This window comes from Saccharothrix longispora, from assembly GCF_030852425.1.
GTDB classification, from domain to species: Bacteria; Actinomycetota; Actinomycetes; order Mycobacteriales; family Pseudonocardiaceae; genus Actinosynnema; species Actinosynnema longispora.
This window is the reverse complement of record NZ_NSDM01000006.1, coordinates 91620-105145: the sequence shown is the minus strand read 5'-3', so window position 1 is coordinate 105145 and position 13526 is coordinate 91620. Positions and strand designations below refer to the sequence as shown.

The 13526-nt window shown below is 73.4% G+C and carries 10 protein-coding genes; 5 read left to right on the top strand and 5 right to left on the bottom strand.

Annotated elements, in window-relative coordinates; all coding sequences use genetic code 11:
• Together CKY47_RS15730 and CKY47_RS15725 are read left to right on the top strand one after the other, a co-directional pair.
• Entirely contained in the window at positions 1-1200 is a 1200-nt protein-coding gene (locus tag CKY47_RS15730; protein WP_306746551.1) for a sensor histidine kinase, read from the top strand.
• A complete protein-coding gene (locus CKY47_RS15725) occupies positions 1197-1814 on the top strand; it encodes a response regulator (protein WP_306746550.1) in 618 nt (205 codons plus the stop codon). The genes CKY47_RS15730 and CKY47_RS15725 overlap by 4 nt, the downstream gene beginning before the upstream one ends.
• A 131-nt stretch (positions 1815-1945) precedes the next feature.
• On the opposite strand, the gene CKY47_RS15720 is transcribed toward CKY47_RS15725, so the two are convergent.
• From CKY47_RS15720 to CKY47_RS15700, 5 genes are all read right to left on the bottom strand, one after another.
• Entirely contained in the window at positions 1946-2428 is a 483-nt protein-coding gene (locus tag CKY47_RS15720; RefSeq protein ID WP_306746549.1) for a nucleoside deaminase, read from the bottom strand.
• A gap of 75 nt (positions 2429-2503) precedes the next feature.
• Complete coding sequence (locus CKY47_RS15715; RefSeq protein ID WP_306746548.1) at positions 2504-4738, bottom strand: molybdopterin cofactor-binding domain-containing protein; 2235 nt, start codon at positions 4736-4738, stop codon at positions 2504-2506.
• 160 nt (positions 4739-4898) lie between these two features.
• Positions 4899-6254, bottom strand: coding sequence for an 8-oxoguanine deaminase (locus tag CKY47_RS15710; RefSeq protein WP_306746547.1), 1356 nt, complete (start codon positions 6252-6254; stop codon positions 4899-4901).
• Positions 6251-6712, bottom strand: a complete 462-nt coding sequence (locus CKY47_RS15705; protein ID WP_306746546.1) for a (2Fe-2S)-binding protein — start codon at positions 6710-6712, stop codon at positions 6251-6253. Before CKY47_RS15705 ends, CKY47_RS15710 begins: the two co-directional genes overlap by 4 nt.
• A 1-nt stretch (position 6713) precedes the next feature.
• A complete protein-coding gene (locus tag CKY47_RS15700; protein ID WP_306746545.1) occupies positions 6714-7586 on the bottom strand; it encodes an FAD binding domain-containing protein in 873 nt (290 codons plus the stop codon).
• 202 nt (positions 7587-7788) lie between these two features.
• Here CKY47_RS15700 and CKY47_RS15695 point away from each other — a divergent pair, with 202 nt between their 5' ends.
• The 3 genes from CKY47_RS15695 to CKY47_RS15685 all read left to right on the top strand — a co-directional run bounded on the left by CKY47_RS15695 (position 7789) and on the right by CKY47_RS15685 (position 13501).
• Positions 7789-9249, top strand: coding sequence for a PucR family transcriptional regulator (locus CKY47_RS15695; RefSeq protein WP_306746544.1), 1461 nt, complete (start codon positions 7789-7791; stop codon positions 9247-9249).
• 634 nt (positions 9250-9883) lie between these two features.
• A complete protein-coding gene (locus CKY47_RS15690) occupies positions 9884-10804 on the top strand; it encodes an SMP-30/gluconolactonase/LRE family protein (RefSeq protein ID WP_306746543.1) in 921 nt (306 codons plus the stop codon).
• Between the two features lie 225 nt (positions 10805-11029).
• Positions 11030-13501: a sensor histidine kinase gene (locus tag CKY47_RS15685; protein WP_306746542.1), complete on the top strand. Its 2472-nt coding sequence runs from the start codon at positions 11030-11032 to the stop codon at positions 13499-13501.
• Positions 13502-13526 lie beyond the last annotated feature (25 nt).

Here is a 13526-nt window from a genome sequence, read left to right as displayed (position 1 = left end):
ATGACGGACAGGCTCGACGTCTGGGAGCGCCGGTTGCACGTGGCGGGACAGGCGATCCCGTACTTCGTGCTGGTCCTGTCCACCGCCTCGTACCTGATGGTCTCCGCGGAGCCGTGGCCGGTCCGGTGGACCAACCTCGGCATCGCGGTCGCCGCGGTGCTGTGGATGCTCTGGTGGGTGGAGCTGCACCCGCGGTGGCACGACCGGACCGGACCGATGGTCGTGTTCTTCCTCGGTGTCCTGGTGTTCTACGGCGTGCTCGGGCTGCGGCACCCCATGTTCGGGTTCTACTCGTTCGCCGGGTACATCTACGCGACCGAGTTCCTGCCGGGGCGCTGGAAGCTCGCCGGGGTGACGGCCACCGCGGTCCTCGCCGCCACCTCGATGCACGGGGGCCTGCCCGTGCCCGAACCGGCGGCGATCGGCCTGTACGCGGTCATGGTGCTCATCGTCGTGGCGGTGGCGTGCACGTTCACCCTGTTCGGCCACTACACCCACGAGCAGTCGTTGCGCCGCAAGGAGATGGTGGCGGACATGGCCGCGATGATCGAGGAGAACGCGGGCCTGCACGCCCAGCTGCTCATCCAGGCCCGCGAGGCGGGCGTGCTGGACGAGCGCCAGCGGCTGGCGCGGGAGATCCACGACACCCTCGCCCAGGGGTTCACCGGCATCATCACCCAGCTCCAGGTCGACGACCACCCGCCGCGCCACGTCGAGACGGCCCTGCGGCTGGCCCGGGAGAACCTGGCCGAGGCACGCCGTTCGGTGCACGCCCTGCGGCCGCCGGCGCTGGAGGACTCGAACCTGCCGGACGCGCTGTCCGAGGTCGCCGCCGGGTGGACCGACCAGACGGGCGTGCCCGCGTCGGTCGCCACCACCGGCGCGGCGCGGCCCCTGCACCCCGAGGTGGAGGTGGCGCTGCTGCGGGCCGCGCAGGAGGCGCTGTCCAACGTGGCCAAGCACGCGGCGGCGTCCCGCGTCGGCCTGACCCTGTCGTACATGGAGGACGTGGTGACGCTGGACGTGCGCGACGACGGCGCGGGGTTCGACCCGGGCACGGCGACCGACGGGTTCGGCCTGGTCGGGATGCGCCAGCGGGTGTCGCGCCTGGCGGGCGCCCTGGTGGTGGAGTCCGAGCCGGGCGGCGGCACGGCCGTGTCCGCGTCGGTGCCCGCCATCCCGGCGGAGGTGGCGCGGTGATCCGCGTGGTGATCGTGGACGACCACCCGGTGGTGCGCGACGGCCTGCGCGGCATGCTCGCCTCCGCCGGGGACGTGGAGGTCGTGGGCGAGGCGGCCGACGGCGCCGAGGCGGTGGCCGTGGTGCGCGCGGTGTCCCCGGACGTGGTGCTCATGGACCTGCGGATGCCCGGCGTCGACGGCGTCACCGCCATCGGGCGGCTGCGCGGCTTCCCGACCCGCGTTCTGGTGCTGACCACCTACGACACCGACAGCGACGTCCTGCCCGCGATCAAGGCGGGCGCCACCGGCTACCTGCTCAAGGACACGCCGCGCGACGAGCTGTTCCGCGCGGTGCGCTCGGCGGCCCGGGGGGAGGCGGTGCTGTCGCCCTCGGTGGCCACGCGCCTGGTGGGCCAGGTCCGCCGGCCCGCGGCCGAGCCGTTGAGCGACCGCGAGGTGGAGGTGCTGGGCCTCATCGCCCGCGGCTGCACGAACCGCGAGGCTGCGGCGAGGCTGTTCATCAGCGAGGCGACCGTGAAGACGCACCTGGTGCACGTCTACGCCAAGCTGGGTGTGAAGGACCGCGCCGCCGCGGTCGCCGTCGCCTACGACCGGGGACTCCTGGGGACCTGAGGTCACCCGTTCGGGAGTTGTCCACAACCGACGGGTAATGTGTCGCCGTCCTCGGCGGACCGGCGCAGCCTGGTCCCATGAGCAGCGACTCCCCCTCCCGCGCCGCGGCGGCCCGCCCGCGTCCCGCCGCCTCAGTAGTCGACCCGGTCCTCCCGGGCGAGCCACGCCGTGAACGGCGCGGCGTCCCGACCGGTCGAGATCCGCTCGACCGGCATGCTCCACGTCTCGCGCGGCCTCCCGAACAGCTCGTGGAACTCGCGGTCGTCGAACCCGGCCGCGGCGGCGTCGTCCCGGTCGGCGGCGTAGAGGACCCGGTCCACCCGCGCCCACAGCGCCGCCGAGAGGCACAGCGGGCACGGCTCGCAGGAGGAGACCAGCGCGCAACCGGTGAGCCGGAAGTCCCCCAGCGCCCGGCAGGCCGCGCGGATCGCCACCACCTCGGCGTGCGCCGTCGGGTCGAGCGCCGAGGTGACCTGGTTGGTGCCGGTGGCGACGACGACCCCGTCGCGCACGACCACCGCGCCGAACGGGCCGCCGCCCTCGGCGACGTTGCGCGTCGCCAGGTCGACCGACTCGCGCAGCCAGGCGTGGTCGGGGGAGAGGGAGGTGGTCATGGGGTGCTCCTCGGGGCGTGCCGGTCCGTGCCGCGGCTGTTCGCCCGGCTCCGGTGTGCGGCGCGGTGGTCCTGGTCAGGTGCCGGTGATGTGCTCCGGCCGCACCGGCACGCGGGTCAGCGCGCGGCCGGTGGCGTCGCGGATGGCCGCGACGATGGCCGGGGTGGCGGAAATCGTAGGTGGCTCGCCCACGCCCCGCACGCCGTAGGGCGCGTTCGGATCGGCCAGCTCCAGCACGTCGATGCTCATCGGCGGCATGTCCAGCACGGTCGGGATCAGGTAGTCGGTGAAGGACGGGTTGCGCACGACCCCGCCCGCGGTCTGGATCTCCTCCATCACCGCGAGGCCCAGGCCCTGCGCCGAGCCGCCCTGGATCTGGCCGATCACCGCCTGGGGGTTGAGCGCCTTGCCGACGTCCTGCGCGCAGCCCAGCTCCACGACCTTCACCAGGCCCAGCTCGGTGTCCACGTCGACCACGGCGCGGTGCGCGGCGAAACCGTACTGCACGTGGGCGTTGCCCTGCCCGGTCACCGGGTCGAGCGGCTCGGTGGCCCGGTGTCGCCACTCGACGGTCTCGTCGACGACCCCGTCACCGAGCAGGTCGGCGAGGTCGGCGGGGTCGAGGTCGGCGGGGTCCCGGCCACCCGCGAGCTTCGCCAGCTCCGCCCGCACCGCCGCGCACGCCGCCTTGACCGCCCCGCCGGTGACGTAGGTCTGCCGGGAGGCCGAGGTGGAGCCGCCGTTGCCGATGGTGGTGTCCATCGGCAGGATGGTCACCCGTTGCACGCCCAGCTCGGTGCGCACGATCTGCTGCACGATCGTCACCAGGCCCTGCCCGACCTCCGCCGCGGCGGTGTGCGCCAGCGCGACCGCCTCGCCGTTGATGACCTGCACCCGCACGCGGGCGGTGGAGTAGTCGTCGTAGCCCTCGGAGAAGCAGATGTTCTTGATGCCGACCGCGTAGCCGACCCCGCGCACGACCCCCTCGCCGTGGGTGGTGTTGGAGACGCCACCGGGCATGTCCCTCAGGTCCACCTCGGCCGGGACCGGCGGCATGGGCTTGTCGCGGACCAGTTCCAGCAACCGCGCGACGGGCGCGGCGGAGTCGACGACCTGGCCGGTCGGCATGACCGAGCCCTCCGCCATGGCGTTGGCGATCCGCACGTCCACCGGGTCCATGCCCAGCGCGTGCGCCAGCTTGTCCATCTGGGACTCGTAGGCGAAACCGGCCTGCACGGCGCCGAACCCGCGCATCGCGCCGCACGGCGGGTTGTTGGTGTAGACGCCCCAGCAGTCGACGGTCGCGTTGGGCACGTCGTAGGGGCCGATGCCGAGCGTGGCCGCGTTCGCCACCACGGCGCCCGTGCTGGAGGCGTACGCGCCGCCGTCGAGGAAGATCCGCGCCCTGACGTAGACGAGCCTGCCCGTGCGGTCCGCGCCGTGCTCGTAGTGCAGCACCGCGGGGTGGCGGTGCACGTGCCCGTAGAACGACTCCTCGCGGTTGTAGACCATCTTCGTGGGCTTGCCGGTGTGCAGCGCGAGCAGGCAGGCGTGCACCTGCATCGACAGGTCCTCGCGCCCGCCGAACGCGCCGCCGACCCCGGAGAGCGTCAGCCGCACCTTCTCCAGCGGCAGTCCGAGCGCCGCCGCCACCTGCGCCTGGTCGACGTGCAGCCACTGCGTGGCGACGTAGAGGTCGACGCCACCGTCCTCGGCGGGCACCGCGAGCCCCGACTCGGGTCCGAGGAACGCCTGGTCCTGCATGCCGACCTCGTACCGGCCGGTGACGACCACCTCGGCGGTGGCGTCCTGGTCGCCGCGCCGGATCGGCACGTGCCGCACGAGGTTGCCACCGGGGTGCAGCGGCGTGTCGTCGGCCGCGGTCTCCATGTCCACGACCGGGGTGAGCACCTCGTACTCGACCCTGACGCGCTTCATGGCGCGCGTGGCCGTCTCGGGGTGGTCGGCGCCGACGAGGGCGACGGGCTCGCCCTGGTAGCGCACGACGTCCTCGGCGAGCACCGGCTGGTCCTTGTGCTCCAGGCCGTAGCGGTTGAGCCCGGTGACGTCCCGGTGCGTGAGCACGGCGTGCACACCGGGCACCTTCAGCGCCTCGGTGAGGTCCACCGACACGATCCGCGCGTACGGGTGCGGGCTGCGCAGGGTCGCGCCCCAGATCATGTCCTCGTGCCACAGGTCCGAGGCGTAGGCGAACTCGCCGCGCACCTTGAGGTTGCCGTCGGGTCGCTGCGGGCTGGAGCCGATCCCGCCCGACACCGAAGAGGTCAGTCCAGCGGGGGTCAGGCTCATCGCGTCCCCAAGGTCGGTGTCGTCGAGGCGGGTGTCGTCGAGGTCGGTGTCGTCCGCGGTGGCGCCCCGGACGCGCGGGACGGCGGGAGGTGGCTGGTCGTGGCCCTGCCCGCCGACCCCGCCCTGCTCACCGCCCCGCCGGCGTCGCGGCGTGGCGTGGTCATGCGGACCCCTTCAGCCGGGTGGCGGCGGCGCGCAGCTCGCGCGCGAGATCGGTCTCCGAGGCGGTGCGCAGCTCCCCGTCGACCACGACGGTCCGGCCGCCGACCAGCAGCAGCTTCAACGTCGGCAGCGGACCGAGGACGAGCGCGGCGACCGGGTCGTCGATGCCCGCGTGGTCGAGGCCGTCGAGCCGCCACACGGCGAGGTCGGCCAGCTTGCCGGGCTCGATCGAGCCGAGTTCGGCGTCCCGGCCGAGGCAGCGCGCGCCGCCCATGGTGCCCAGCCACAGCGCCTGGCGCACGTCGAGCGCCTTGGGGCCGCCGCGCTGGCGGGCCTGGAGCACGGCCTGGTGCAGTTCCTCGACCATGCCGCACGACTCGTTGGACGCCGCGCCGTCCACGCCGAGGCCGACCGGCGCGCCCGCGTCGAGCAGGTCGCGGACCGGGGCGATGCCCGTGCCGAGCCGGCCGTTGGACGTGGGGCAGTGCGCCGAGCCGGTGCCGGTGGCGCCGAGCCGCGTCACCGCGTCCGGGGCGAGGTGCACGGTGTGGGCGAGCCACACGTCCTCGCCGAGCCAGCCGACCCGCTCGGCGTACTCGGTGGGCGTGCAGCCGTACTCGGCCCGGCACTGCTCCTCCTCGTCGACGGTCTCGGCGAGGTGGGTGTGCAGCCGCACGCCCTTGGCGCGGGCCAGTTCGGCGGCGCCGGTCATCAGCTCCCGGCTCACCGAGAAGGGCGAGCACGGGCCGACGGCGACGCGCACGAGGGCGTCCGCGGCCGGGTCGTGGTGGTCGTTGACGGCCTGCTCGGTGGCGATGAGCGCGGCCTCGGTCTCCTCGACGAGGTTGTCCGGCGGCAGCCCGCCCCGGGACCGGCCCCGGTCCATCGAGCCGCGCACGGCGTGCAGGCGGATGCCGACGCGCCTGCCCGCACCCACCAGGGCCTCGAACTGGTCGCCGCCCTCGCGCGGGAAGACGTAGTGGTGGTCGGCGGCCGTGGTGCAGCCGGTGGTGGCGAGCCGGGCGAGGCCCGCCGAGGCGGCGGCGTGGGTGATCCCCGCGTCGAGGCCGCCCCACACCGGGTAGAGCGTGGTCAGCCACTCGAACAGGGTGGCGTCCTGGGCGATGCCGCGCGTGGCCCACTGGTAGAGGTGGTGGTGCGTGTTGACCAGACCGGGCGTGACGAGGCAGCCGGTGCCGTCGACCCAGGTGTGCGGGCCCGCGGGCCTCGGGGCCTGTCCGGGGCCGACCGCGGTGACGCGGCCGTCCTCGACCACGACGTGGCCGGAGGCGATCTCGGTGCCGGCGGCGTCCACCGTCGCGATGGACGCGCCGTCGACGATGGTGGACGTCATCGCTTCGACGCCGCCAGCCGCACCGCGTCGAGGATCTTCTCGTACCCGGTGCAGCGGCACAGGTTGCCCGCCAGCGCCTCGCGGATCTCCGGGTCACCGGGGTGCGGCACGCGGGCGAGCAGGTCGTGCGCGGCGACCACGAGGCCGGGGGTGCAGAACCCGCACTGCACGGCGCCCGCCTCGATGAACGCCTCCTGCACCGGGTCGAGCCGCTCCCCGTCGGCGAGCCCCTCCACCGTGCGCACCTCGCGGTCGTGGGCCTGGCCCGCGGCGACGAGGCACGAGCAGACCGGCACCCCGTCCAGGTACACCGTGCAGGAGCCGCACTCGCCCTGCTCGCAGGCGTTCTTGGAGCCGGGCAGGCCCAGCCGCTCGCGCAGCAGGAACAGCAGGCTCTCGCCCTCCCACACGTCGTCGGCGACCCGCCGCTCGCCGTTCACCGTCACGTCCACGCGCATGTCAGGCGACCTTCCCGGGGTAGTCCTGCCACGCCCAGCCGAGCGTGCGGCGGGCGAGCACGGAGAGGGCGTGCTTGCGGTACGCGGCGCTGCCGCGCACGTCGTCGATGGGGCTCGCGGCCTCGGCGACCAGCTCGCCGAACCGGCGCTTCACCGAGTCGGGCAGGGGTCTCGGCGACTCCCACTGCCCGGTGGCGGTCAGTTCGGCGGACAGGAACTCCTCGGCCGCCGACGCGCGCCGGGGCGTGGGCGCGGCCGACCCGACGGCCGCGCCGACCCGCCGCTGCTCGGGGTGCAGGGCCACGGCGAACGAGCACACCGCGATGACCATGGCGTTGCGGGTGCCGACCTTGGCGAACTGCTGGGGCGCCCGGGCGGCGGGCAGGCGCACGGAGGTGATCAGCTCGTCGGGCTCCAGCGCGTTGCGCTTCACGCCCAGGTAGAAGTCGGCGGCGGCGATGCGGCGCGTGCCGCGGGTCGACGCGACCTCGACGACGGCGTCCGCGACCAGCAGCACCGGGTGCGCGTCGCCCGCGGGGGAGGCCGCGCCGAGGTTGCCGCCGACCGTGCCCCGGTTGCGGATCTGCGGCGAGCCGACGGTGCGCGACGCCATCGCCAGCCCCGGCAGGCGGTCGCCCAGCTCCTCGATGATCCGGGTGTACGTCACGCCCGCCCCGACGCGCACCGAGCCGCCGTCGACGTCCCAGGTGCGCAGGTCCTCGACGCGGGTCAGGTCGAGCAGCGCGGCCGGCCTGCGGTGGTCGAAGTTCAGCTCGACCATCACGTCCGTGCCGCCCGCGATCGGCACGGCGTCCGGCCGCTGCGCCTTCAGGGCCAGTGCTTCGGCGAGGCTGTCGGGGCGAAGGAAGTCCATCGGCTACCTCGGAGGGTGGGTGCTGCGGTGTGTGGGCCAGTACACAGAGTGGCGGGGGTGGTCGGCTACGGCGGTGGCGCATGAATCCCAGCCTGCTACCGGGAGTGGATTCGTGCTTTCCTACGAACACGATCGGACGAGGCTAGACGCGCCGGGTGACGCGGAGGGGACGTGCGTGTTGCTGGTTCGCAGCCTGGTGGGGATGCCCGAGCTCCGACTCCGACCGGTCGTCGGCGCGGACCTGCTCGACCGCCCGGTGACCGGGCTCTACGGCACCGAGCTGCCCGACCCCGCGCGCTACCTGTCGGGCGGCGAGCTGGTGCTGTCCGGCCTGCTGTGGCACCGCACGGACGCCGACTGCGACACGTTCGTGGCGTCGCTGGCCGCCTCCGGCGTGGCGGCGCTGGCGGCCGGCCCACCCGAGGCGGGCGCGTTGCCCCCGGCCCTGGTGGAGGCGTGCGAACGACACGGCGTGCCGCTGCTGGAGGTGCCGGTGGACCTGTCGTTCGCGACGATCACCGAGCACGTCGTGCTGGAGCTGGCCGCCGAACGGGTCGGCGCGGCGGGCGCCCAGCTGGACCGGCACCGGCGGTTGCTGACCGTGGTCGCCGACGGCGGCGACCTGGCGGAGCTGATCGCCGCGGGCGCGGCCGAGCTGGGCGCGCCCTGCCTGGTGCTCGCGTGCACCGGTCACGTCGTGGCGGGACCGGAGCCGGACGACCCGGCCTTCCTGGTCCGCGAGTTCCTGCTGGCCGACCGGCTCCCGCGAGTGGTGCGCGGGGTGACGCTGCTGCCGGTGGCCGCGCGCGGCGGGCCGAGGCTGACGTCGTGGGTCCTCGTCGTCTCCGGCGACCGCACCCGCGACGAGGTCGCCGCCGAACTGGCCAGCCTGGTGGGGGTCGAACGGGCGCGCGTCGTGCAGGGGCGGGAGATCGAGAACCGCGCTGCGGGCCCCCTGCTGCGCCAGGTGCTGGCGGGCGGTGACCTGTCCGCCCGCGTGGCCGCCGTCGGCTGGGACCCCGACGCCCCGCTGCGCGTCGTGGCGGCCTCGTTGTCCGGCGGCAGGGCCGCGACCACCGCCGGCGCCGCCGCCCTGCTCGAAGAGGTGCTGGCGGCGGTCGCGCCCCGGTCCCTGGTGGCCGGGATCGGCGACGAGGTCTACGCGCTGGCCCCCGCCGGCCCGTGGGTGGACGACGTGCGGTCGGCGCTGCGCGTCCTGGAACCGGGCCTGGGCGCCACCCGCTTCCTGGTCGGCATCTCGTCCCCGGTGGGCCACACCGGTCTGCGCGGCGCGGCGGAGGAGGCGTCGCACGCGCGCAGGCTGGGGGAGCGGCGAGCCGGCCGGACCCAGGTCGTGGCGGGCGAGGAGATCGCGTTCCACCAGCTGCTGCTGGCCGGCGTCCCGGAGGAGCTGAGGGGCTCCCTGCGCCGCCGCCTGCTGGGTCCGGTCATCGACTACGACGCCGAGCACGGCTCGGACCTGCTGGGCAGCCTGCGTGTCTTCCTCGACTGCTCGGGCTCGTGGACCACCGCCGCCGGTCGCCTGCACGTCCACGTGAACACCCTGCGCTACCGCATCGGCCGGGTGGAGGACCTGCTCGGCGCGGACCTGTCGAACTTCGCCGAACGCGTCGACCTCTACCTGGCACTCCAGGCGGGCTGACGCAGGCCGGCACACCGCGCGGCCGAGCCGGGACGTCATGCCGTACCCGTTGTCCGAGGACCTGCGGTCCGTCGACGACCTGCCCGTCGACGACCTGCCCCCCGATCGGACCGCTCACCACCGTGCACGACGGCCTGCGCGCGGCCGAGCGGGGCATCGACCTGAACGATCCCGTCCGGGGCGTGCCGACCGGCGAGGGCCGGGGCATCGAGGTGGACATCGGCCACCACGACCCGGTCGAGGCGATCGCGCCGCACGTGCGCGGCGGCGGTGACGGCGCGCTCGCCGCGATCCTCGGCCTCGGGAGGGGACCCGCCGCCTGGCACGGGTTCCAGCCCTACCGCGACCAGGTGTTCCGCGACCAGCCCTGGCCGCTCGTGGGAGCACGGCGCCCACTCCCCGCACCGGCGGCCGGTGCCCACGCACCCCACCAGGCGGTCCGCGGCCTCCTCGGACATCGCCGGCCGGCCACCCGCACGTCGCCCCGCGCGGCGCGGGTACGCGCACGTGGTGCGTCGACCCTGGACGAAGGCGGTCGCGGCGGCCGTCCTTCCTGTCGCTTTCCTGTAGGGCCTTCTCCCCGCGCCGCCCGTCGCGGAAGACTCGCGGCGGACTCAACCGTGAAGGAGTGGTCATGTCTCGCACACTCGGTGCGCTGGCCGCCGTGGTGCTGGGGGTCTCCCTCGTCACCGCCGCGCCCGCCACCGCAGCGCACGCGTTCCCCTCCGGGTTCCCCCTCCCCGACGGGTTCCTGCCGGAGGGCATCGCGATCGGGGACGCGCCCACCGCGTACTTCGGGTCGCGGGCCGACGGCGACCTGTTCCGGGTCGACCTCCGCACCGGGCGGGGCGAGGTGTTCAGCCAGGGGCCCGGCACGGCGTCGGTCGGTTTGAAGGTCGATCGGCGCGAGCGGCTGTTCGTGGCGGGTGGCGCCGGGGGCGACGGCCGGGTGGTCGACGCGAGAACAGGAGAGATCCTCAGGAGTTACCACTTCGCCGGGAGCGACACGTTCGTCAACGACGTGGTGATCACCGACGAGGCCGCCTACTTCACCGACTCGCGCAAGTCCGTGCTGTACAAGATCCCTTTCGGCCGGTTCGGCGCCCTGCCCGAGTCGCACACCCCGATTCCGCTCACCGGCGACTTCGTGCTCACCCCCGGCGTGAACAACGCGAACGGGATCGCGGAGACCCCGGACGGCAAAGCGCTGCTGATCGTCCAGAGCAACACCGGCCAACTGCACCGGGTGGACAAGAGGACCGGCGTGACCGATCTCGTCGACCTGGGCGGCGAGGTGCTGACGAACGGTGACGGCCTCCTCGTCGAGGGGCGGACCCTCCACGTGGTGCAGAACAGGCTGAACACCGTGGCGGTGTTCGGCCTCACCAGGGACGGGAGCGGCGGGAGGTCGGTGACCAGGATCACCGACCCGCGGTTCGACGTGCCCACGACGGTCGCCTCGTTCGGTCACCGGCTGTACCTGCCGAACGCGCGCTTCACCACCCCGCCCACGCCCACGACGACGTACGACGCGGTTTCCGTTCCCCGGGCGTGAACCGAACGGGAAAGTCGGGGGGTCGGTGTTCAGAAGTTCACATCGGCCCCCTGTTCGTGGCATCACTCGACTGGGTAACCTCATCGTCGCGTCGCGCAAGTGATCGCTGTCTCTTCGTAATAATGATCTTCTGGTGTTACCGTTCCGTGGCCGATCGGGTGAAGAAGAGGCAGTGGTCCTAGCGCTGCGTCTGACCTGCCAACGAGGACGAGGCTGCGGAGCGCTGTGAAGCAGAAGAGCACCACGGAGACGAACTACAAGACCATCCGTTCACGGCTCACGGGTGTCGTCGTCGTCGTCCCCAGCATCGTCCTGCTCATCATGTGGGCCCTGTTCTCCTCCTACACCGTCTTCGACGGCTTCTACCTGCGCGCCGTCGCCTCCGGCGTCAAGGACGCCTCCATCCCGGCCGTCCAGTCCTTCGCCGCGATCCAGAAGGAGCGCGAGCTGAGCATGACGGCGCTGAGCCAGCCGGACCGCGGCACCAGCGACCTGGAGGCCCAGCAGCAGGCCACCGACCGCTCGGTCACCGAGATGCGCGCCGCGTTCGAGGAACTGGCGTCCTCCGCGCCGCAGGAGATCGTCGACCGGATCAACGCGCTGAACGCGCTGCTCGACCAACTGCCGCAGCGCCGGTCCGCGCTGGAGTCCGGCCGCGCCTCCAAGACCGAGATCTACACGTACTACAACAGCGTCCTCGACGCGGGCAACGCGCTGTTCAACGTGCAGGCCCGCATCGTGCCCGACCACCAGTCGGTGCAGAACGCCATCACCGCGGCCGACTACTTCAAGGCCTCCGACTGGATGTCCCGCGCCACCTCGCTGGCCTCGGGCGCGCTGGCCGCGGGCGAGTTCACCCCCGAGGAGCACGTCGAGTTCGCGAGCCTGGTCGGCGCCTACCACTCGTCCTACGACTCGATCGCCCCCTACGCCCTCCAGCGGACGCGCGAGCACTACCAGTTCATGGTCGACGGCGACCCGTGGAAGCGGCTGATCGAGTTCGAGAACAGGCTGGTCCAGAACGGCGACGACCCGGCCCGGGCCGGCACGCTCCAGGACTGGCAGAACCTCAGCGGACCCATCTCGGCCGAGCTGACCGCCCTGGTGGACGAGCAGGCGTCCGACGCCGTCGAGGTCACCATGGCCCGCGGCGAGAGCAAGTTCCGCACCGTGCTCATCGGCTCCCTCATCGCCCTGCTCGCCGTGATCATCGGCATCCTGATCGCGGTGCGCACGTCGAACCGCCTGGTCAACCGCGCCCTGATCACCCGCCTCGCGGCGCTGAAGAAGGACTCGCTCGCCCTGGCCCACGAGCGCCTGCCCGACATCGTCGACCGGCTGCGCGAGGGCAAGCACGTCGACGTCGAGGTCGAGGTCCCGCCGCTGGACTACGGCAGCGACGAGATCGGCCAGGTGGCCGACGCGTTCAACGCCGCCCAGTACACCGCCGTCGCCGCGGCCGTGAAGGAGAGCCAGGCCCGCGAAGGCGTCAACCGGGTCTTCCTCGACATCGCCCACCGCAACCAGGGGCTCGTGCACCGCCAGCTCAAGATCCTCGACAAGCTGGAGCGCGAGGAGGAGAACCCCGAGCAGCTCGACGCGCTGTTCCAGCTCGACCACCTCGCCACCCGCGCCCGCCGCAACGCCGAGAACCTGATCATCCTGGCCGGCGAGCAGCCCGGGCGGCAGTGGCGCAAGCCCGTCCGGCTCCAGGACGTGCTGCGCGCCGCCGTCGCCGAGACCGAGCAGTACGTGCGGGTGAAGGTCAACCCGATCCCCGACACCGCGCTGGTCGGCGCGGCCGTCGCCGACACCATCCACCTCGTCGCCGAACTGGTCGACAACGCCACCGCGTTCTCCTCGCCGCGCTCCCAGGTGCAGGTCCACGCGAGCGAGGTCCCCCAGGGCATCGTGGTGGAGATCGAGGACCACGGCCTCGGCATCAACCCGGAGGACCGCGAGCAGCACAACGCCATGCTCGCCGACCCGCCGGAGTTCGACGCGATGCGCCTGCGCGGCGAATCACGCCTCGGCCTGTTCGTCGTCGCACGTCTGGCCGCCCGCCGGGGCATCCACGTCGAGCTGCGCGAGTCGCCCTACGGCGGCACGCTGGCCCTCGTGCTGATCCCGTCCTCGATCGTCGCGGGCCCCACCACGGCGACGGAACCCGCCGAGACGCGGCAGCTGCCGCGCCGCACCTACCACGAGATCCCGGAGCAGGGCGACGACTCAGTGCGAGACGCCAGGTTTCCCGACAACTCCCGCGACCTGGAGGGCTTCTGGGCCCAGGCCGAGGCGGCAGCCAACGCCGAAGCCGACCCGAATCCCCTTCCAGAGGTCGAGCGACTGAGCGGCGGGCTCGACCTGCCGAAGCGCAGCGGCACCCTGGACCTGTCGCAGCGCAGCGGCGAGCTGGAACTGCCGCAGCGCAAGCGGGCCCCCGAGGAGCGGCCCGCGAACAACGGCGAACCGGCCGCCGGTGGCACCGGCCCCGGCGGTCGACCCGAACTGCCACGCAGGCGCCGCCAGCAGAACCTGGCGCCCCAACTGGTGCGCAACGATTTCCACCCTTCGCCCGAACCGCTCACCGAGGTCGATCCCGAGCAGTCCGCCGAGAAGGTCCGCAAGGGGCTGTCGGCGTTCCAACGGGGCACCCGCGACGCCCGCCGGACCTCCGGCGACGACCTCGAACCCTGACCAGCAGCAGTGGCCGGACGACTGG

Bases quoted from the DNA above. Each gene is read 5' to 3' on its own strand.
- CKY47_RS15730 (WP_306746551.1), top strand. From the start codon at position 1: ATGACGGACAGGCTCGACGTCTGGGAGCGCCGGTTGCACGTGGCGGGA.
- CKY47_RS15720 (WP_306746549.1), bottom strand. From the start codon at position 2,428: ATGACCACCTCCCTCTCCCCCGACCACGCCTGGCTGCGCGAGTCGGTC.
- CKY47_RS15715 (WP_306746548.1), bottom strand. From the start codon at position 4,738: ATGAGCCTGACCCCCGCTGGACTGACCTCTTCGGTGTCGGGCGGGATC.
- CKY47_RS15710 (WP_306746547.1), bottom strand. From the start codon at position 6,254: ATGACGTCCACCATCGTCGACGGCGCGTCCATCGCGACGGTGGACGCC.
- CKY47_RS15705 (WP_306746546.1), bottom strand. From the start codon at position 6,712: ATGCGCGTGGACGTGACGGTGAACGGCGAGCGGCGGGTCGCCGACGAC.
- CKY47_RS15700 (WP_306746545.1), bottom strand. From the start codon at position 7,586: ATGGACTTCCTTCGCCCCGACAGCCTCGCCGAAGCACTGGCCCTGAAG.
- CKY47_RS15695 (WP_306746544.1), top strand. From the start codon at position 7,789: ATGCCCGAGCTCCGACTCCGACCGGTCGTCGGCGCGGACCTGCTCGAC.
- CKY47_RS15690 (WP_306746543.1), top strand. From the start codon at position 9,884: ATGTCTCGCACACTCGGTGCGCTGGCCGCCGTGGTGCTGGGGGTCTCC.